Origin of the sequence: Streptomyces sp. NPDC018000, from assembly GCF_044328025.1 — a bacterium.
GTDB lineage: Bacteria > Actinomycetota > Actinomycetes > Streptomycetales > Streptomycetaceae > Streptomyces.
On record NZ_JBIRGM010000014.1, the window covers coordinates 34810 to 54904 of the forward strand.

19 protein-coding genes are annotated in these 20095 nt (G+C 70.8%); 14 read left to right on the top strand and 5 right to left on the bottom strand.

Annotated features, from left to right (window positions below; all coding sequences use genetic code 11):
- Positions 1 to 255: 255 nt before the first annotated feature.
- Positions 256 to 1224, top strand: a complete 969-nt coding sequence (locus ACH4EW_RS24325) for a ferritin family protein (RefSeq protein ID WP_398260194.1) — start codon at positions 256 to 258, stop codon at positions 1222 to 1224.
- 528 nt (positions 1225 to 1752) lie between these two features.
- On the opposite strand, the gene ACH4EW_RS24330 is transcribed toward ACH4EW_RS24325, so the two are convergent.
- On the bottom strand, positions 1753 to 4068 hold the full coding sequence (locus ACH4EW_RS24330) for a heavy metal translocating P-type ATPase (RefSeq protein ID WP_398260196.1): 2316 nt from the start codon (positions 4066 to 4068) through the stop codon (positions 1753 to 1755).
- Between ACH4EW_RS24330 and ACH4EW_RS24335 the strand changes: the two genes are divergently transcribed.
- Complete coding sequence (locus ACH4EW_RS24335; RefSeq protein WP_398260198.1) at positions 4060 to 4299, top strand: fructose 1,6-bisphosphatase; 240 nt, start codon at positions 4060 to 4062, stop codon at positions 4297 to 4299. The two genes, ACH4EW_RS24330 and ACH4EW_RS24335, sit on opposite strands and share 9 nt — an antisense overlap.
- A 45-nt stretch (positions 4300 to 4344) precedes the next feature.
- On the opposite strand, the gene ACH4EW_RS24340 is transcribed toward ACH4EW_RS24335, so the two are convergent.
- Both ACH4EW_RS24340 and ACH4EW_RS24345 read right to left on the bottom strand, forming a co-directional pair.
- On the bottom strand, positions 4345 to 5850 hold the full coding sequence (locus tag ACH4EW_RS24340; RefSeq protein ID WP_398260200.1) for an ATP-binding protein: 1506 nt from the start codon (positions 5848 to 5850) through the stop codon (positions 4345 to 4347).
- Between the two features lie 271 nt (positions 5851 to 6121).
- Positions 6122 to 6517: a hypothetical protein gene (locus ACH4EW_RS24345; protein WP_398260202.1), complete on the bottom strand. Its 396-nt coding sequence runs from the start codon at positions 6515 to 6517 to the stop codon at positions 6122 to 6124.
- 747 nt (positions 6518 to 7264) lie between these two features.
- Here ACH4EW_RS24345 and ACH4EW_RS24350 point away from each other — a divergent pair.
- Together ACH4EW_RS24350 and ACH4EW_RS24355 are read left to right on the top strand one after the other, a co-directional pair.
- Complete coding sequence (locus ACH4EW_RS24350; protein WP_398260204.1) at positions 7265 to 8596, top strand: phosphoribosyltransferase family protein; 1332 nt, start codon at positions 7265 to 7267, stop codon at positions 8594 to 8596.
- A 440-nt stretch (positions 8597 to 9036) separates the two neighbouring features.
- Entirely contained in the window at positions 9037 to 9909 is an 873-nt protein-coding gene (locus tag ACH4EW_RS24355; protein ID WP_398260206.1) for a CBS domain-containing protein, read from the top strand.
- A gap of 485 nt (positions 9910 to 10394) precedes the next feature.
- On the opposite strand, the gene ACH4EW_RS24360 is transcribed toward ACH4EW_RS24355, so the two are convergent.
- Entirely contained in the window at positions 10395 to 10784 is a 390-nt protein-coding gene (locus ACH4EW_RS24360) for a hypothetical protein (RefSeq protein ID WP_398260208.1), read from the bottom strand.
- Positions 10785 to 10818: 34 nt separating this feature from the next.
- Positions 10819 to 11235 (bottom strand): hypothetical protein, encoded by a 417-nt coding sequence (locus ACH4EW_RS24365; RefSeq protein ID WP_398260210.1) that lies wholly within the window; start codon positions 11233 to 11235, stop codon positions 10819 to 10821.
- 41 nt (positions 11236 to 11276) lie between these two features.
- On the opposite strand from ACH4EW_RS24365, the gene ACH4EW_RS24370 reads away from it, so the two are divergent.
- From ACH4EW_RS24370 to ACH4EW_RS24415, 10 genes are all read left to right on the top strand, one after another.
- A complete protein-coding gene (locus tag ACH4EW_RS24370) occupies positions 11277 to 12029 on the top strand; it encodes a DUF4118 domain-containing protein (protein WP_398260212.1) in 753 nt (250 codons plus the stop codon).
- A 252-nt stretch (positions 12030 to 12281) separates the two neighbouring features.
- Positions 12282 to 12773: a hypothetical protein gene (locus ACH4EW_RS24375; protein WP_398260214.1), complete on the top strand. Its 492-nt coding sequence runs from the start codon at positions 12282 to 12284 to the stop codon at positions 12771 to 12773.
- A complete protein-coding gene (locus tag ACH4EW_RS24380) occupies positions 12770 to 13672 on the top strand; it encodes a hypothetical protein (RefSeq protein ID WP_398260215.1) in 903 nt (300 codons plus the stop codon). The genes ACH4EW_RS24375 and ACH4EW_RS24380 overlap by 4 nt, the downstream gene beginning before the upstream one ends.
- A complete protein-coding gene (locus tag ACH4EW_RS24385; RefSeq protein ID WP_398260217.1) occupies positions 13659 to 15065 on the top strand; it encodes a V-type ATPase 116kDa subunit family protein in 1407 nt (468 codons plus the stop codon). Before ACH4EW_RS24380 ends, ACH4EW_RS24385 begins: the two co-directional genes overlap by 14 nt.
- Complete coding sequence (locus ACH4EW_RS24390) at positions 15062 to 15484, top strand: ATP synthase subunit C (protein ID WP_398260219.1); 423 nt, start codon at positions 15062 to 15064, stop codon at positions 15482 to 15484. Before ACH4EW_RS24385 ends, ACH4EW_RS24390 begins: the two co-directional genes overlap by 4 nt.
- Before the next feature lie 2 nt (positions 15485 to 15486).
- Complete coding sequence (locus ACH4EW_RS24395) at positions 15487 to 15708, top strand: V-type ATP synthase subunit F (RefSeq protein WP_398260221.1); 222 nt, start codon at positions 15487 to 15489, stop codon at positions 15706 to 15708.
- Positions 15709 to 15858: 150 nt separating this feature from the next.
- Complete coding sequence (locus ACH4EW_RS24400; RefSeq protein ID WP_398260223.1) at positions 15859 to 16227, top strand: hypothetical protein; 369 nt, start codon at positions 15859 to 15861, stop codon at positions 16225 to 16227.
- On the top strand, positions 16224 to 17957 hold the full coding sequence (locus tag ACH4EW_RS24405; protein ID WP_398260225.1) for a V-type ATP synthase subunit A: 1734 nt from the start codon (positions 16224 to 16226) through the stop codon (positions 17955 to 17957). The genes ACH4EW_RS24400 and ACH4EW_RS24405 overlap by 4 nt, the downstream gene beginning before the upstream one ends.
- Positions 17954 to 19333: a V-type ATP synthase subunit B gene (locus ACH4EW_RS24410; protein ID WP_398260227.1), complete on the top strand. Its 1380-nt coding sequence runs from the start codon at positions 17954 to 17956 to the stop codon at positions 19331 to 19333. The genes ACH4EW_RS24405 and ACH4EW_RS24410 overlap by 4 nt, the downstream gene beginning before the upstream one ends.
- Positions 19330 to 19965 carry a V-type ATP synthase subunit D gene (locus ACH4EW_RS24415; RefSeq protein WP_398260229.1) on the top strand — a complete coding sequence of 212 codons (636 nt, stop codon included), beginning with the start codon at positions 19330 to 19332 and terminating at the stop codon, positions 19963 to 19965. The genes ACH4EW_RS24410 and ACH4EW_RS24415 overlap by 4 nt, the downstream gene beginning before the upstream one ends.
- Positions 19966 to 20095 lie beyond the last annotated feature (130 nt).

Consider the following 20095-nt stretch of genomic DNA (forward strand, 5'->3'; position numbering starts at 1 on the left):
CCGCTCATGACCAGGCGCCTCGCCCACAAAGGCGCCACCCCCACCTGGCCGAAAAATCCTACGACGGCCGAAGACTGACCGTGCCCGTATTCCTTCTCCCCTCTACATCGCCGAGGGAGCACGTCGATCAACAGGCATGCCATGCAATCACTGTGCGTATTCACTCGAAAGGGTTATGTGAAAGGGCAGGGGTGTACGTCTGCGGGTCGCATGGGGAGGGGCGCTCACATCCAGAAGCGCCCCGAAGGAGGCATCATGGTCCGCCACTCGATACGTACGCTTCTGGTCGGCCTGTGCACACTGACCGCCGCGTCCCAGGCGGCTACGGCCGTGGCCCTCGCCGCGCCGGCCGATCAGCTCCGGGCCACATACACCGCAGACCGGGCCCTGAACCCGCAGACCCTCTCCGACCTGACCACCGCCATGAAGGGCGAGGCGTTCGCCTACGCCTCCTACAACCTCTTCGGCACTCAAGCCGACCGCGAGGCCCACCCGGCCGTCGGCAGGCTCTTCCGCACCACGGCACAGACCGAGCTGAACGAACACCTGCACCAGGCAGCCACCCTGGCCGGCGTTGTCGGCACGGACGCGGCCAACCTGCGCCAGGCCATCAACGGCGAAACCTACGAGCACCGGGTCATGTACCGCGGTTTCGCCGACCAGGCCCGCAAGGACGGAGACCTGAACGCCGCCAAGCTGTTCACCGAGATCGCCGCGGACGAGGGCCGCCACCGCGACGCCTTCCGCACCGCTCTCACGGTCGTGATCACCGGCCGCGGCACGATCCCGGCGCCACCGAAGGCCGACATGGTGCCGGTGCCTGCCGGGCCGCCGAAGGTGAAGGCCGCCAGCACCCGGGCCAACCTCGACACCGCGATGCACGGCGAGGCGCTCGCCCACGCCAAGTACATGCTCTTCGCCGCCCGCGCGCAGCAGAGCGGAAACCCCGCGCTGGCCCGCCTGTTCGAGGGCACTGCCAAGGTGGAGTTGCACGAGCACTTCGCCGGCGAAGCGGTCCTGGCCGGACTGGTCCGCACGACGAAGGACAACCTGCGCAAGGCCGTCACCGGGGAGCACACCGAGGCGACCGGTCTGTACCCGGGGTTCGCCAAGCAGGCCTCCGCCGTCGGCGACACCGCAGCCGCCCGCTACTTCCGGGACACGGCCGCTGACAAGGCCAAGCAGGCAGCCGCCTTCCAGCAGGCACTCAACCAACTGCACTGACTCCCTGGCCAAGCCGCGCGACCGGCCGGACACCAGGCAAGACCGTCCGGCCGGTCGACGCATCACAGGGGCTGGCCGGGCTTCCGGTGACGCGGCTGTTGCCGCGTCACTGCCTGCCGCCCGACTCGCTTACTGAGAAACGGCCATGCCAGACAGCCTTCGCACCCGAGTCACCGATCCGGTATGCGTCAACGATCGCGCCGACAGCCACAGCCAGGGCGATCACCAGCGCCGCAACGTGCATTGGAAGGGAAGAAGCCAGCCGAGCCACGGCGGATGCCCCGCCCTTGGTGGGGCTGTCGGCCGCACCGCTGCGCTGACGCTCCCGGCGAGGGCCGGCGCGGCCGAGCAGCCAGACGGCGACCGTCAGTACAAACGATCGCCCACGGAGTGAGACCGGAGCCCATCTCGGCGTGCTCTTCCACCAGCGCGCTCCCCCGCACCCGTTCCTCCAGCCACTTGCCGGATTCAATGGTCAGCACCACCAAAGCGAGAGTGACCAGCCCCGCCCAGCTGAAGGGTCAGTTCTCATGGGGCCAGAGAGAAGTAGTTCTCCTCTTCCTGGGAGAAATGCAGTCGCAGGACCGTGTGCAGTCCGTACAGGCACGAGCGCAGGTCGTCGAGTTGGTCGGTGGCGAGCTGCCCGCAGGCGTGGGCCAGGTGCAGATGGGTGGCGATGCGTCGGGAGAGGCGTTCGATCTCGGTATGGGCGCGGCTCATGGTGGCGGTGGCCTCGGGGCCGCCGAGCGTGGGGGCGAGCGCGGGGTAGAGCTGGTGCTCCTCGGCGTGCTCGTGCGGCAGGAGCCGTTCGGTCAGCAGCCGGTACGTCTCCTCTACGGCTTCCATGGCCTCGGGGCCCGGGGTGTCGGAGAGCCGGTCTGCGGCCGCGCGTACCGCCTCGAGGACGTCCTGCAGATCGTCGTGTTCGGCGGCGAAACGGCGAATGAGCGCTTCGGCGGTGGGAGTGAGCGCCGGTCGCGTCTCCCGGTCGACATGCAGCGCCCGCAGGGCGTTGAGGATGACCGCGCCGTCGATGCCCTCCTGGAGCAGGGCGCCGGCGGCGGGCGGGAGGAGACCGACGGCAGCGGCGGCCATGGCTGCCAGCGACATCAGCATGCCGCCCAGCGCGCTCTGCACCGCGATGTGCCGGGCGCGTTTGGCGATGGCCACCGCATCGGCGAGGCGGTCCACGCGGTCTGTGGTCAGGACGATGTCGGCGGCTTCTGATGAAGCGGTGGAACCATGGGCCCCCATGGCCACCCCTACGTCCGCCGCGGCAAGGGCGGGGGCGTCGTTGACGCCGTCGCCGACCATAACGGTGACGGCGCGGTCACGCTCGGCGCGAACCGCAGCGACCTTGTCCGCAGGGCTGAGCTCGGCCCGAACACTGTCGAGGCCGAGGACCGCAGCCACTTCATGGGCAGGCTCGGCTCGGTCACCCGTGAGCATCATGATCCGCGTGATGCCCGCCGTACGCAGGTGGCGCAGGGTTCTGGGGGCGTCCGTGCGGATCGGGTCGCGCAACAGGACCCCGCCCGCCAGCTGCCCGTCGACGGTCAGCCAGGCGACGGCCGCGCCGTCGAGCAGCGCACGGTTGTCCGCCGCCCGGGCCCAGGACGGCATGGCGTCCGAGGCGCCGATCCGGCCGACGGACACCCGGTGCCCGTCCACGAGCCCTGAGGCTCCCCGGCCAGGCTCTTCGGTGACGTCCGACGGCATCGACAGGTCCAGCCCGCGTTCCCGTGCCCCGTCGGCGATGGCGCGGGCCAGCACGTGCGGCGAGTACTGGTCGGCCGATGCCGCCAGGCGCAATACCTCTGCCGGCTTCCATCCCGGTGCGGCGGCCACGTCGAAGACGTGCGGACGACCGCCCGTCAGGGTGCCGGTCTTGTCCAGCAGCAGGGTACGGGCTCGGCCGAGGTTCTCCAGCGCGCCGCCGTCACGGATCACCACGCCGAGACGGGACGCGCGGGACAGCCCGGAGACGATCGCGACCGGTGCGGCCAGCAACAGGGGACACGGGGTGGCGACCACCAGGACCGCGACCGCGCGTACCGGGGAACCGCTCAGGAGCCAGGCCAGGCCCGCCACCGCGAGGGACAGGGGGAGGAACCACCCTGCGTACCGGTCGGCCAGGCGGACCACGGGAGCGGATTCCGCGCCAGCCTGCCGCGCCAGCCTCACGATCCCGGCATAGGTGCTTTCCTGCTCGGTGGCAGTGGCCCGCAGGTCGAAGGCGCCGCCCGCGTTGACCACGCCGCTGCGCACCGCTTCGCTCTTCGCCCGCTCGACCTGCAGCGGCTCCCCTGTGAGCACTGACTCGTCCAGCACAGCGACGGCGCTCTCCACACGGCCGTCGACGGGTACTACTTCCCCCGGGCCCACCACGAGCAGGTCACCGGCTCCCACCTCGGCGAGCGGCACCGTGCGCACCCCGACGTCGGTGAAGCGCCGGGCTGTGCGCGGCGCACGTTCCAGAAGGGCCCGCACATCATGGGAGGCTCGCCGTTGGGCGGCGGCTTCGAGAGTGCGGCCGGTGGCCAGCATCAGGGCGATCAGCGCGCCGGCCAGGTACTCGTGGACGGCGAGCGTGCCTCCGAGGGCCAGAACAGCGATCAGGTCCACGCCCGCATGACCCTGCCGCAACGCAGCCACAACCCACCCCACCGCCGGGACGACGGCCAACACGGTCCCCAGACCCCAGAACAGGTCCGCGAGGCTGCCCGCACCGACGATCCAGGCCGCACCGCCGGCCGCCAGTGCCGCTGCCGTGACGGCAAGAAGAGCCGGCTCCAGCCGCGCCGAAACGGCGGCTGCCAGCCCCGCTGCGGAGAAATGTTTCACGGGCGCACCCCCTGCTGTCCATCCTCGGCCCGGGCCCGGTTCATCACATCTCGACGCCGACCCCGGGTGCAGGAGCCGAATGGCCTGCGGGGCCTTTTCATCGATCCGGCGTTCGGTGATGCACGTCGTCTGGCGAATGCTGCCATGGGCTGCCTGCGTCGTCATGGTCCCTTCGAGCCGCACCGGGTGCCGCCGGAGGATCTGGAGTCAACAAGTGCCATCCCCGGCTGAACCAGATCACCGCCGGGCACCGCGCCCTTCGCTGCTGCTGCCGGGCTACCGCCCCCGGTACAGACGGTCGAGGTCGACGAGCACCACATGTCCGTCGGCTTCGGCCGAGCGGAGCGCGGGAGTGAAGCCGACACCGCTGTAGCAGGCGGGCCGGGCGTGCGTGACGTCCTCGCCGCAGGCGGCGAGCAGCGCGAGGAGGTGACGGAGGTGTTCCAGGTGGTGCAGGTCCATGACCTCGTCCCAGCGCGCCACCCCCACCGACAGCAGAGGCCCGGAACAGACGTCCGCCCGGCCGCGTGCGACCACTTCCGCTTCCGCCACTTCCGCTTCCGCGTCCGGACCGGCACGGCGCGCCGGGTCGGGAAGTGAGCCGTGGGCCGCCATTGCGGGGTGCGCACCGAAGACGGCCGGGTCGGCGAAGTCCATGACCCAGTCCCGGCAGATGCGGGCGAAATGGGGGTCTGCCACCGCTGAGTCGAAGACGGGACGTACGCTCCGCCAGACCTCGATGGCCTCCTGCTGCTCCAGCGCCGAGCGGTGGGGCCAGACAACCGCGTGTTCGAAGGCGAGCAACGGCTCCGCGATACGCAGCCGGATCAGGTTCGGCCGGAAGGCATCGGACTCGCCGTACAGCAGGCCGTTTTCCCGCAGGAGCGCCAGCCAGCGGGAGGCATCGGTGAGCGGAGCGCCGAGACATTCTGCGATCTCGCCGGGTGTCGAGCAGCCCGAGGCGATGGCGGCGAGCGCGGAGTGACACAGCGCACGGTCCCAGTGATCGGTCTCCTCCTGCAGCAGGTGATGTGCCTCCAGGAACAGGGGAGTCCGGGGGTTGAGGACGGTCCTGCACACCCAGGCATCGAAGTCGTCCGGCCCGCTGGGGCCGTGATTGCCCACGTACCGCCAGTAGGCGGGGGTCCCGCCGACGACGGCGTGGACCAGCAGGGCGAGACCGGGTTCGTCGATGCCCCAGAGCCGCGCGGCCTGCCGGAAGTCCAGCGGACCAAGGGTGAGTTCCAGATCGGCCAGTTCGCGCAACGGTGAGGACGCGCTGAACAACCGGTGCATCACCGGCAGGGAACTGCCGCTCAGCAGCAGGCGCGGGCGGTTGTCCCGGCCCGTGTCGCGCAGGCGCCGGTAAGCGCTGTGGATGATGGAGGGCAGCGCGGGACTTTGCCGTACCAGGTCGGGGAAATCGTCGACGACGACCGGGACAGGCCGCTGGTCGCCCAGCTCGAGCAGCGCCTCGACGGCGTCCTCCCAACCACGCCAGCGACTCGGTGGCGCTGTGCCCGTGTACTGGGCGAGCTCTTCGCCGAGTCGGCGCAGGGACTCGCCCTCAGCCGCCTGCTGCGCCCCGAAATAGAAGCCGCCCAGGGCCGCGGTGAGTGCCTTCAGGAGGTACGTCTTGCCCTGCCGCAGCCGTCCCGACACGACGCCGAGTCCGCCTCCGGGCCGGGTGTCGCAGGCGAAAGCGACGAGCGCGTCCCACTCGGCTTCGCGGTCGAAAACCGTCTCCGGCTTCCCGGGACGAGAAACGTCGGAAGGCGACATAGCTGCTCCCATCGCACGGCAGCGCTCCTGCCACCAGTACAACGTCGATTGCCGGATGCCGCGACACGCGCGGCCATGCACGGTCAGGCCCACATCGGGGCCGAGCACGCAGGCCCGATCCGCACGCCCTGCGCCCGACGATTCCCAGGAGGGCCGTCCCGGGCGCGCGCAGTCCCCCGCCAAGGCCGGATGACATCAACGGCCCTCGGTGGATGCGTACCAGCAAGCCATTCTTTACGTACCGTGCACAGTCGCTGCCACTGCCACTCGGCTACGGGCCGTTGGCGGCTCTTTTCGAGACTGCGGTGTGGACATCACTGATGAGGTCCTGCTGTGCCTCGGTGAGGGCGCACAGAAAGTATGGTGCCCCGCTGACGGAAAAACTCTGACTGCCGCAGATGGTCAGGTTGCCGAAGATGTACTCCTGCGGGCCGCCCAGGGCGGTCACGACACCGGTGGCGATGCGGTTCGGCGGATACGCGCCGCCCAAACAGGAGGCGTTGCCGATGTGGCCCTGCAGGCCGTTGCCGCCCCATGCGGCGCGCTGGATGGTGAAGGCTACGGGGATCCCGTGCGACGGGTCTGAGTTTCCCAGCATCCGGTCCGGGACGCCGTCGCGGAACTCCAGCCGTCCGTCGGGATCGATGAGTGCGTAGATACCAGCCATGAAACGCTCCGAGGCTCGGCGCCGGCAACGCTCCTCCGCCCGCTTCCAGGTGCCGGCGGTCGGTGACACCCAGACCGAACAAGGTCGGCCTTACCACAGCCCGGTGCCACCGGGTTCTCGTGGAAACGGGGGGTCCCTTTCCAGCGCTCGATCCCGGGCAGCTCCGCCTCGACCACGTAGGTGTCGTCCGTCTCGTGCAGGTCGGCCAGTGGCGACCACGCACCGGCGGAGGACTCGGTGCCGACGGCTCCCAGGAAGCGGTTCATCTGCTCGAGGAGGTCATCGAATCCGGCGGCGGTCGGCTCGCCCCAGCCCAGAGAGGGGAACGGCCGTTCCATGAACCGACCGGGCCTGCGGTGTACGACGGGAAGACTCATCGCGGTTCACCTCCGCAGAACGACGATTCCATACACCTCGATGCTGCGCGCCTGCCTATCGCCTCGCGAATCGGGCAAGATCCGATGTATCGCACGAAGGCCACCGGATCGATCCGGTCCTGAGGCCGGAACATGGGCTGCCGCACTCGTTCGAACCAACCGCCGTGACGTCGCCGGTACGCAGTTCCTTGGTGAGAGGTGAGAGAGGCGCAGACCTTCATCTCGATGCGCACGTGGACCCCGGACAGGTCCCGTCGAGCACGGCCTCACGCGTGCTCGCCTGCGTAACAAGCGCCTACGAAGGGGCGAGGATGGAGGTACGGGGCGCACGCGTCGCCCACGTGTTCCTCCGGTGACGAGGAGGTCGGTCGTGTTCTTCATGGATCGTCGTGATGCCGGCCGGCAACTGGCCACCCGGCTGGCGCACCTCAAGGGGGCTGAGGTGGTGGTGCTTGGCCTGCCCCGCGGAGGGGTTCCGGTCGCCGCAGAGGTCGCCGTGGCGCTGGGCGCGCCGCTGGATGTCTGCCTGGTGCGGAAGCTGGGCGTGCCCTTCCAGTCGGAGCTGGGAATGGGAGCGATCGGCGAGGGCGGCGTACGCGTGATCAACGATGACGTGGTGTGTGCGGCGCACATCACCTCGGATGAGCTGGCTGAGGTCGAGGCCCGTGAGCGGGAGGTGCTGGAGAGCCGTGCCCGGCGGTACCGGGGCGGGCGGGAACCGATCAGGCTGGAGGGCCGTACGGTGCTGATGGTCGACGACGGGGTGGCCACGGGGTCCACGGCGCGCGCGGCCTGCCGGATCGCCCGCGCCCGCGGGGCTGCGCGGATCGTGCTCGCCGTCCCCGTGGCACCTCACGACTGGATCGCACGGCTCGGCGAGGAGGCCGACGAACTGATATGCCTGCACACCCCGCGGAACTTCTTGGCGGTCGGGCAGTTCTACACAATCGACTTCTGCCAGGTCGACGACGACGAGGTTGTCGCCTGTCTGGAAGAGGTGGGCGCCCGCTCGGTGAGCACCCGCCGGGCTGATTCGCGTCACGCCGTGCTCGAGGATCGCGAGGTGGACGTGCGGGCTGGTGCGGTGGTGCTGCGCGGGCAGCTGACGGTACCCGAGGGCGCGAGCGGGGTCGTGGTGTTCGCGCACGGCAGTGGCAGCAGTCGGCACAGCCCGCGCAACCGGTTCGTGGCCGCCGGACTGAATCGGGCCGGGCTGGGCACCCTGCTGTTTGACCTACTCACCGAGGAGGAAGAGATCGACCGGGCCAACGTGTTCGACACCGGACTGCTGGCCCGGCGTCTGGCGGACGCCACCGGCTGGCTGCTTGGACAGCCGGAGACCGAAGGGCTCGCTGTCGGGTACTTCGGCGCCAGCACCGGCGCGGCAGCCGCGTTGTGGGCAGCCGCCGAGCCGGGTGCGCGGATCGCCGCGGTCGTCTCGCGGGGCGGCAGGCCCGACCTGGCGGGGCCACGGCTGCCGGCGGTGACGGCGCCCACGCTGCTGATCGTCGGGGGCCACGACCAGCTGGTGCTCGACCTCAATCGCGAGGCACAAGCTCGGTTGCGCTGCGAGAACCGGCTCGCGGTCGTCCCCGGCGCCACCCACCTCTTCGAGGAACCCGGTGCCCTGGAGAAGGTCACCGATCTGGCCCGTGACTGGTTCACCGACCACATGGCCCCGGTTCCCCATGGGGCAACCTGAGCCTGAACGCGTGCTCCGGTCACAGGCGGAGGCTCAGACGGGACGAGGGGCATGTGCGGCCCAGGTACGGCCATCGGCGCACGGGGGGCGGGAGGACGTGCTTGGGAACGCGGCCCGATAGCCGTCCAGGTTCGACAAGCGGTTGGCCCGCAGGTGGCAGCCCCGCCGGTCCGAGCGCTGGGCGATGGTTGTCGACGCAGGCGCAACCATGCAGGCGGCGACCTCCGGCGAAACCGCGTCGCGACAGGACCGAGCGCCTATGCGAGTCCCTCCGCGAGTGGTCCGAGGGCCAGCTCCGGTCTCACCGCCTGTCGGCCGTCTGTTGTTTCCTGTCCTGTCGGGGCCGTCCGTCAGCCCGCACGGGCCGACTGGCCCTTGTGGCCGGCCTCAGTAGCGGAAGACTGGGAGCAGGTCGGCTCGGCCAGAGTGAGGAGCCCACCATGACTGAGCGGGAGAACATCGCGGCAGGGGCCGAAGCCCGCCGCGCGGTGCCGGGAAAGGCATGGAGGCCCGACGAACCACTACGGCAGGACATGCTGTTGCGCTACCTTGGCACCGTGGCCAGGGTGTCCGCCAAGCAAGCGGCGACACGGCGCCCGACCGCACCCAAGTCGGCTCCACCGGGGCGAGCGAAGGAGTCCGCCGAGCCTGTGTCCGGTGCCGAACCCGCGCCTCTGCTGGTCCGTGACGTCATGGACGTACCGGCTGCATCGGTGCACGGCGACATGCTGTTCCTGGACATCGCCCGGAGCCTGACCCGTGAACACGTCGGGTCCCTGCCAGTGGTCGACACCGACGACCGGGTAATGGGCGTGGTGTCGGAGTCCGACCTGCTGGCGAAAGCCGCGGTCGAGGCGTCCGGATACGAACCGGGCGCGATCGGCCGACTGAGGGAACGGCGGCTGCACGACAAGGCCCGTGCCGAGACCGCCGAGATGCTGATGACCTCTCCGGCCGTCACCGTGTTCCCTGATTCGACCGTCGCCGAAGCCACCTGGCTCGTGTCCCTGTCGCGCCTCAAGCGCCTGCCGGTGACGGACCACGAGGGCCGCCTGATCGGTACCGTGCACAGGAACACACTGCTCAACGCGCTGATACGCGATGATGCCGCGATTCGCGAGGAGATTGAGTCGAGGATCCTCGCCGAAGACTTCCCGGCTGCGCAGAACACCGTCAAGGTCACCGTGCGCAACGGCGTGGTGGACGTCAGTGGCCGGATAGCGGAAGCCGATGTCCCGCGGCTCCTCGCGAAGATCAAGGACATCGACGACGTGACCGAAGTGATCGATCGCCTGAACCCAGTCACAGGGTGACGCCGAAGTCCCGACTCCCCGGTCTGGCGACGGGTGAACCCGCGGCGCCCGCCCAGGCGCGGTGTCAGGCGTTCGTGCGGTGGAGGACGTGGAGTTCACCGCCGACGGACGCCGCCATGGGGGCGCCGCAGCTGGCGCTGTCGGGGATCTCAAATGTGCCTTCGAAGCTATCCGGGGCGGGTGCGTCGGAGGGCTCGCGTCGGAAGGACGAGCGGTCAGGACACCCGATGGATCAGCCGTGGGTGACGACGGCGACCGCGCATGCGGCATGCGGCATGCGGCATGCGGCATGCGGCATGGTGGATGGTCGCGTGCACGACAGGGCCGATCTGCGCGCTCAGGGGGGGCACGGTGCCCTCCGCGGCCGATGATCAAGATCCCTGCTCCTGATGCGGAACTCATCACCACCCCCGCGGCGCTCCTGTGACGTATGGATCGACCCGATCAGCCGCGGTGCAGCCGATCGAGTTGGATCTTCTCCTGGTTCAGGCGCAGTTGGGTAGCGAAGGAGCGCAGGAGTTGCGCGTCACGGGCAGTGAGCCTGCCGCCTGCTCGGTCTGCCAACCTGTTTCGGTGGGGCGCAGGAGGGCGATGGCGTCCAGGTCGAAGGTGCGGCGCACGGCGTCCACCAGCTCCGTCTGGGTCCGTGGGCCGTCAGCGATGACGTCGGCGACCAGGCGGGCCAGGTTCTCGGCCTCGGTCTGCGAGCGGGCGACCTGGAGCCCATGTCTGGCCAGGATGTCGATGAGGAGCCCGACGGTGGCGCCGACGACTGCGGCACGGGTACGGCGTACCTTGGTCCGCGAGCGCAGCGCCTTCGCTCGGCGACCACGTTGTGGTCGGGCTTCCAGTTGCAGCATCGCGTGTTCTGCCACGCACCGCACCTCACCGGCCGCGAGCCCGTCGGCCTCAGGGCTCGGCTGCTGCGGGAAGGCTGAGAACCGAGGTGAGACCGCCTCCGGTGGTCTCCTCCCAGCGCAGCGTGCCACCGATCGCCGGGGCGAGATCGGCGCAAAGGCGCAGCACCCCGCTTGTCGGACCGTGGCCGCCGTTGGGCTCCCGCTGTGCTGCCTCGGGTGTGGGCGGGCCGTGGTCAACCAGGCGGGTGTCCACCCGCCCTGCGGCCGATGCCGCCTCGACGCGCGGGGGCGCTTCGGCGGGGCTGCGGCGCAGTGCGTGGGCCACGCGTTCCTCAGCTTCCGCGGCCTGCTGCCGGCGCCGGTAGTTCTCCCGGCTCGCCGCGAACTGCGCCGCGCAGGCGAGGAAGACCCGCCGGTCCTCGGCGGCGAGGGGTCGGCCGTGCCCGGCCGTGCCGACTGTCCTCACCGTGCGTGCCCCCTGTTACACCTGAATGCAGGAGGTGCACCATGTCTCACTTCCTCACCCGAGGCCCCCTCGCGATCCTTGCAGCACTGATGGCCCCGCTCGCCGTCTGCGCGCTCCTGCTGCCTTTCCGCAGCAACATCGCCAACGTCAATGTCGCCCTGATCCTGGTTGTGGTGGTCGTCGCAGCGGCAGCCCTCGGACACCGCCCGGCCGGAGCACTGACGGCCGTTTCCGCTGCCGTGTGGTTCGACTTCTTCTTCACCCGCCCCTACGAGCACTTCTCGATCACCAGGTCGGCCGACATCACCACCGCCGTCCTGCTCCTCCTGGTCGGACTGGCGGTCTCCCAGCTGGCCGCCCGCGCCCGCCGCCTCCAGGTGATCGCCATCACCGATGCCGACTACCTCGCCCAGATCCACCACACGGCCCGGCTGGCCCAGTCGTCCACCTCCCCGACCGCCGTGATCGACCAGGTACGAGCACAACTCGTGGGCCTGCTCCACCTGCGCGGCTGCCGCTTCGAGTACAGCACGCTGCTGGGCCACCCGCCACGCCTGGAACAGGACGGCTCCGTCGTCCTGGGCCGCAAGAAGTGGGCCGTCGACCGACTCGGCCTACCGGACGAGAAGGTCGAACTACGGGTCTTCGGCAACGGCCGCTTCTACGGCCGATTCATGCTCGAAGCGACCCCGGGTGTCGTTCCCTCCCTGGAAGCCCGCCTCGTCGCCGTGACCCTGGCAGACCAGACCGGTAATGCGCTGGACACCATGCAGCACTCCCCACACGCCGGATAACGGCTGGAGCAATGGGAACACCGGACCACGCCCAAGGCCCGCGTCGGCCACGACGACCGCGGCCTCGACGATCCGGCGCAGCACCAGGGATCACCAGGTCGGTCACGGGAAGAGTCTTCGGTGATCAGTCCGGCAGCCGTCGGATGAGCCGCGAAGGGGAATGCCCTGGTGCGGGCCGATCGGTCCAGTCCAGGGCGACAGCGGTACGACAACCGTAGACACTGAAGTGGGGATGCACTTCAAGGAGCTGTCGTGACGGCGTTCCGGGACTTCCTGATGCGGTTCCGTCCGGCCGGTTCGCCGGGCCCGGCGAACACAACGGGTGTGCCTGCAGATCGTTCGGCGGACCTCGCGGCCGAACTGGACCCAGTGCTCTCGTGCCTGGGACAAGCAGAGACCGAGGCACAACAGATCCGCGAAGCGGCCGCTCAGCAGGCGGAACAGAACCGACGGGCGACTGCCGACAAAGCCGAGGAAATCGTGGTGCTGGCCCGGATTCGCGCACGTGAGGTGCGGACGGAGAGCGCCGCGCATACCTACGGCCTGGCCAAGACCGAGGCGGCGGAGTGTCTTGCGGAGTCGGAGCGCAAAGCCGCCCTGCTGAAGCGCCGAGCGCAGCAACGCATGGCTTCCCTCGTCGACCGCGTGCTGGCGGACTTCGCAGAGACCGGCGCCTCGGTCGTGACCGGGGGGAACGCGCCGGGGGGGAGGTCTCGGTGGGAGCAGGATGGGTCGCTGGGGTGACCCGGGCCAGAGCCATGGTGTCGCGCCGTCTGGGAGTGCGCGGGGCCCGTGAAGTGGCTGCCGCAGCCACGCTTGATGACGCCCTCGGACAGCTGGCAGCTACGCCGTACCGGCGCGTGCTCGACGCGGAGGCTGGGCTGGCGGCCGCACAGCGGTCCGTAGCGGCGACTCTGCTGTGGCATCTGCGGGTGGTCGCGGGTTGGCTGCCGCGTCAAGGGGCAGGCGCGGTCCGCGTGCTGGCGGCCGGCTTCGAGGTCGCCAACGTGGAGGAGCACTTGCGGGTGCTATCGGGCACGGCTGCTGGCAGGCCGTGCCCGTACCGGCTCGGCGGGTTGGCGACGGCCTGGCCTCGACTGGCCGAAAGCCGGTCGCCGGCCGAACTGCGGGCCGCGCTGGCCTCCTGTGCGTGGGGGGATCCGGGAGGCGACTCGGCGGCTGCGGTGGGCATCGGTCTGCGGATCTCGGCCGCCACCCGCACAGCGGGGGCCGTGCCGGAGGCGGTGTCCTGGGCGGCAGGACGTCTTGCCCTGCTGGTCGCCCGTGAGCTGTTCGTTCACGGGCGTCGGCTGACGGAACCGTCCGGTCGGCGCGCTGCCCGGGTCCTCGGCCCCGGAGTCCTGCGCGCCGCTTCCTTCGCCGACTTCCGTCGGCAGCTGCCGGGCACGGCGCGCTGGGCGGTGGACGGTATCGACGAGTCGGCCGATCTCTGGCAAGCCGAGGCGCGCTGGTGGAATCGGGTCGAGGAGGAGGGCTCCGCGCTGTTGCGCGGCTCGCGCCTGGACGCCGCGCCGGTCGTCGGTGCTGTCGCGTTGCTCTCCACGGACGCCTGGCGGGTACGGGCGGCGCTGGAGTCGGCCGCACGGGGCGGCACGCTGGAGGCGTTCGATGCGCTGGGCTGAGGCCGTGACACCGGTCCGCATGCAACGGGTGGCGATCGTCGTGCCGCGCGAGGCACTCCGGGAGACGCTGGTGCGGCTCGCGGACGCCGGGTGCGTCGAGATCGACCGGGCGGACGGCTCCGGGCAGGGCGAGCGTGGACCGGCCGCGCGTCGGCTGCAGCTTCTGCGCGCCGAGCCGCCGAGAGCGATGCTCTCCGCCGACCCTCCCGACCTCGACGCCCTCGAACACGAGGGCCACGCGGGTCTGCTCGCGGGCGAGGCACAGCTTGAGGAGCGTTCCGGCAGCGCTGTGCGGCGCGGAAACGTGGTGGCGCTCGCCGGCTGGTGCCCAGCCAGCGAGGTACCGGCGACGGCTGGGCGAGTGGCCGAGCTCGGCTGCGCGCTCGTGGCGTTGACAGCACCGCGGGGCGTCGACCCGCCGACCCTGTTGCGCAGCACCGGTCCGGTGCACCGTTCGTTCACGCCGCTGGTGCGCACCTACGGGACAGTGCCGTACGCGGATGTCGACCCGACGTGGCCCGCCGGGATCGCGTACGTGGTGATGTTCGGCATGATGTTCGGCGACGCGGGGCACGGCGCACTGCTGCTCCTGATGGCGCTCCTGCTGCGGACCGGCCGCCCCCGCAGGCTGGCACGGCTCCGTGCGATGTGGCCCTTTGTCGCGGGGGCCGGGGCCACGAGTATTGCGTTCGGCTTCGCCTACGGCGAGTTCTTCGGTCCGACGAAGGTCCTTCCCGTACTCTGGCTGGCCCCTCTGGACCATCCCGAACGGCTGATCGCGGCCGCCGGCGGAGTCGGCGCGGTGCTGCTCGCGCTGGCGTACGGCGCGGGCATCGTCAACCGCTGGCGGGAGGGCGGGCCGGCGCGGGCGCTGTACGCGGTCTCCGGCATCGCGGGTTCGGCCCTGTTCCTCGGGCTCGTCGGCCTCGCCGCAGGTGGGTATCTGCACCACACGTACCTCACCCTCACGGGAACCGGGATTGCGGTCTGCGGTCTCGTGCTGGTCGGCTGGGGGCTGTTCATCGCTTCGGGGGGCGGTGTCCCCGGGGCGATGCAGACCGCGGTTCAGCTCTTCGACTCGGTGGTACGGATCTTCTCGAACACTGTCTCCTTCGCACGGCTGGCCGCCTTCGGGTTGACGCACGCGGCGCTCGGCGCCGTCGTGTGGAGGGGAACGACCGCACTGGCCCACATGGGTCCGGGCGGGCTGATAGGGGCGGCGGTTGTTTTCGCCGTGGGCAATGCCCTGGCGTTCTCGCTGGAGGCGCTGGTCGCCGGGGTACAGGCCCTGCGGCTGGAGTTCTACGAGCTGTTCTCCCGGGTCTTCGAGACCTGGGGCCGTCCTTTCCGCCCCTGGCATGTGCCCACGCAACACACGGAGGTGGCACCGTGATCGCCTGGCTCATCGCCCTTCCCGCCCTCGCGGTCATCTTTGCCGTCACCCGCCAGTTGGCGCGCCGGCACGGCCGGGCCGCCCTCCGGTTGATCATCGCCGCTGACGTGCTGCTGTTCGGCGGTGCGCTCGCTCTGCTGATCGTCGCGCTCAGCGGCAGCGCGGCACGGGCGGCGGCGTCCAGCACTGCCGCTGCCGGGTCCGGTGCCGGGTCCGCCGCTCTGATCGGCGCCGCGATCGCGGTGGCAGGGGCCTCGATCGGTGCGTCGATCGCCGTCGCCTACACCGGAGCGGCGGCGCTGGCCGCCATGAGCGAGCGTCCCGAGCTGTTCGGCCGGGCGATGGTCATCGTCGGACTCGCCGAAGGAATCGCCATCTACGGGCTGGTCGTCGCGGTCCTGCTGCTGGGCAAGGCCTGACCATGGGGCGGGTGGTAGCCATCGGAGCACGGGCGCGGGTGGCCGGGCTGTCGCTCGCCGGGGTGAGCGTCCTCGTCGCAGAGGACCCCGAGGCGGTACGCCAAGCCTGGCGGAGCGTGTCGGACGAGGTCACGCTGGTAATCGTCACCCCGGCCGTAGCCGAGGTGCTCGGCCGGACGCAGTTGCAGGGTACGCGGCCCCTGATCGCGGTGATGCCGGCATGACGACACCAACCGCTGGCCAGGCAGATGCCCTCGCGACGGTACGGGCGGAATTGCTGCGCTCGGCCCGGGCCGACGCCGAAGCGCTGATCGTCGAGGCCGCGCGATGCCGAGGCGGTGCTCGACCGGGCCAGGAACGATGCCGAAGAGATCGTGGAACAGGCCCGTCGCGAGGGTGCGGCAGAGGGCGCTGCCGCCGGAGCGGCGGAGTTGCTGCGGGCCCGCTGGAATGCCAGGGCCTGCGAGCAGGCTGCCCGCCGGGAAGCATACGAGGAGCTTCACCGCCAGGTGACAGAACGCTTCCGGGCCCTGCGGTACACGGCGGACTACCCCGGCGTACTCGACAGGTTGGAGCGGCGGGCCCGACAGCTCCTCGGTCCCGACGCCACCGTTGCCGAACACCCCGACGGAGGGGTGATCGCCCACACTGCCGGTCGGCGATCCGACTTCACCTTGGACGCCCTCGCCGCCCGTGCACTCGACCGCCTGGGCGCGGACGCGGAAGCCTTGTGGGCACCATGACCGGCTTGCACCGAGCCGATCCCGCGATCCTGCGCGTTGCGGGACCGCTGGTCGAATTCGAGTACACCGGAGACACCGCCATGAACGACTTGGTCTCTCTGGGAGAGGCCGGACTGCCCGGCGAGGTGGTGGAGATCACCGACACTGTGGTGACGGCCCAGGCGTACGAGTACACCGGTGGCCTGGCACCCGGACACCGCGCCCGCCCCCGGGGCAGCCCGCTGTCGGCGCGACTGGGCCCGGGGCTGCTCGGCGGGATCTTCGATGGCCTGCTCCGCCCGCTGTCGACCTCCGGCGACTGGCTGCTGCCCGGAAGCGGAGGAAGCGAAGACGACGCGCGTACCTGGGGGTTCACCCCTACCGTGGCAGTCGGCGAACAGGTGACAGGGGGGCAGGCGCTCGGCGAGGTCCTGGAGGCGGGTCCCGTGCAGACTCGGATCCTGGCACCGCCCGGCTGCACCGGCCCGGTAAAGGAGATCGTCCCGGAAGGGCACTACACCCTGGACTCGCTGCTGGCCGTCGTCGGTGGCACCGAGGTCCGGATGACCGCCGACTGGCCGATCCGCCGACCACGCCCCGTGCGTGAACGCCTCGACGCCCGCCGACCGCTTCACACCGGTCAGCGTGCGATCGACCTACTCTTCCCCGTCGCCCGGGGCAGCACGGTAGCCGTGCCCGGCGGATTCGGGACAGGCAAGACCCTGCTGCTCCAGCAGATCGCCAAGTGGTGCGACGCCGATGTCATCGTCTACGTCGGCTGCGGAGAACGTGGCAATGAGATGGCCGATGTCATCGCCGAACTCTCCGAGCTCGCGGACCCCCGCACCGGAGGCCGGCTGGTCGAGCGCACGGTGGTCATCGCCAACACCTCCAACATGCCGATGATGGCCCGGGAGGCCAGCATCTACACGGGAGCGACGGTTGCCGAGTACTTCCGGGACATGGGACACGATGTAGTGGTCATCGCCGACTCCACGTCGCGGTGGGCCGAGGCGCTGCGCGAGTTCGCCTCCCGCACCGGCGCCCTGCCGGCCGAGGAGGGCTATCCGGCGGGACTCGCCTCGGCGATCGCCGCGTTCTACGAGCGGGCCGGTGCGGTGACCACCCTCGGGGGTGGCCGGGGCTCGGTCACCGTGATCGGCGCGGTCTCCCCGCCCGGGGCGGACATGGCCGAGCCGGTGACCGCCCACACCGAACGGTTCGTACGCTGCTTGTGGATGCTCGACCGCGAGCTCGCCTATGCCCGCCACTATCCGGCGATCTCCTGGGCGGGCTCCTTCTCGCGCGACGCCGACGCCCTCGCGGCCGGACACGCGGAGGCCGGCGACCCGGCGTGGCCGGGCAGGCAGGCAGAGATCAGCGCCCTGCTGGCGGAGGCCGACCGGCTCACCGATCTCGTCGACCTGGTCGGCATCACCGCGCTCCCCGGCCAGGAACGCGTCAGCGTACTCGGCGGCCGACTGGTGCGCGAAGGGGTCCTCCAGCAGAGTGCCCTGTCCGACCGGGACGCCTACTGCGGTCCGGAGAAGACCTCGGCGCTGGCCGAGGCGGTCCTCACGGTCATCGCGCGGTGCCGGGAGCTGGCCGAGGCCGGTGTGCCGGCAGGCTCCATCGAGGAGGCGGACTTCGGCCCACTGCTGCGCGCCCGCGAGGAAGTCGGCCCGCACGACTCTGCGGGCGTGGCCCTCCGGCGGGACGCCGTGCTCGCCGTACTGAGGGAGCTGATGTGACCGCCTGGGGTGAGGTCGAGTACACGGCCATCCGTGAGCTGCGCGGCCCGCTCGCCGTCGTGGAAGGGGTGAGGGGGGTCGGCTGGGACGAGTTCGTCCGGGTCACCCTTGAGTCCGGCGAGCAACGGCACGGCCTCGTACTGGAAGTGGACCGCGAAGTCGCTGTGGTGCAGGTCCTGGAAGACACCGCCGGCATGGATCCCGCACGCGTGCGAATGGCCTTTGCCGGAGAGCCGCTTCGCATCCCGGTCGGCCCCGGCTGGCTGGGCCGGGTCTGCAACGGCCGCGGTGAGCCGACCGATGGCGGGCCCCCGGTCTTCGGGCCGACCACCGCGGCCGTCGGTGGCACCCCGATCAACCCGGTGCGCCGACAGCCACCCGCAGAGCCCGTACTCACCGGCGTCGCCGCCGTCGACGGGCTCACCACCCTGGTGCGCGGGCAGAAGCTGCCGGTGTTCTCCGTCGCCGGTCTGCCGCACCTGGAGCTGGCCGCCCAGATCGCCGCCCAGTCCACCGCGGGTGGCGAGCCCTTCTGCGTGGTCTTCGCCGGTATGGGACTCACCCACGCCGACGCCTCCTTCGTCCGGGACGCCCTGGAGGAACGCTCCGCCGCCCACGAACTGGTGCTGCTGATCAACACGGCTGACGAACCAGTCATCGAGCGGATCCTCACTCCGCGCCTGGCACTCACCGTCGCCGAGAACCTCGCGTTCGACGGTGGCAGGCACGTCCTCGTGGTGATGACGGACATGACCAGCTATGCGGAGGCGTTGCGCGAGGTGTCCGCGGCGCGCGGCGAGATCCCGGCGCGTCGCGCCTACCCCGGCTACCTCTACAGCGACCTCGCCTCCCTCTACGAGCGCTGCGGGCGGATCCAGGGCCGGCCGGGCTCCGTCACGGTCCTGCCTGTGCTGACCATGCCCGCGGGTGACATCACCCACCCGGTTCCTGATCTGACCGGGTACATCACCGAAGGCCAGGTCGTCCTCTCCCGCGAGACCCACGCCCAGGGTGTCTACCCCCCTGTGGACGCGCTTTCCTCGCTCTCCCGGCTGATGCGCAAGGGCGCCGGGCCCGGCCGCACTCGCGACGACCATCTCGACGTCGCGGCGCAATTGCTGGCCGCGCTCGCCCGCGCCCGTCAGGTCCGTGAGCTCACCGACCTGGTCGGGGAGGCGGCCCTGAGCCCGGCCGACCGCCGGTACTTGGAGTTCGACCAGGCCTTCCTGCACCGTTTCGTGGATCAGCGACGCGACGAACTGCACACCCTGGACCAGACCCTGGACCGCGCCTGGCAGGTGCTCCTCACCCTCCCCCGCAGTCAGCTCGCCATGCTGCCGAACGCCCTGCTCGACGCACACGGGGCGGCGCCGTGAGCACCCTTCACATCCCGCCCGGACGTGCCGGACGCCTCCGTCTTCGGCACAGCCTGGACGTCGCCGAGCGCGGCGCGGACCTCCTCGAACAGAAGCTCCGCATCCTGCGCGCCGAGCACCAGCGTCTACAACGCGCCGAGGAAGCCGCCGCGCGTGCCTGGCACGAGCGGGTGAAGGAGGCCGAAACCTGGCTGGTGCGCGGTCTCCTGCTGAACGGGGAGGGGGCCCTGGATGCGGCGGCGGAGGCGCTGGACCGAACCGACGTCGAGGCCCGCTGGACCAGCTTCATGGGCGCCTTGTACCCGGCGGACGTCTCCTGCACCCTGCCCGCCCGCTCCCCCACCGCTGCCGCACCGGCCAACACCGCTCTGGTGCACGCCGAGGCCGCATACCGAGAGGTGGTCCTGGCGGCCGCCGAGCACGCCGCCGCAGCAGCAGCCGTCCGCATCATCGGCACGGAGGTGCAGAGCACCCGCCAGCGAGTCCGTGCCCTGCAACGCCACTGGATCCCGAACCTGCGCGAGGCACTCGCCCGCACCGAGCTCGCCCTGGAACAGAGCGAACACGAGGACGCCGTCCGACGGCGCTGGGCCTCCAGCGTGCATCGGGAAGAAGGGCCGCACTCCCGATGAAACGCCGACCACAGCAGTCACGGCAGCGCGGACCCGTCCGGCATGTCCTGTGGACCAGTAGGCCCAAGCCGGGGACGACCCGCACAGCGCAGGCTGGAGTCCTGAGGTCGCGGAGACGTTGCCGGTTCAC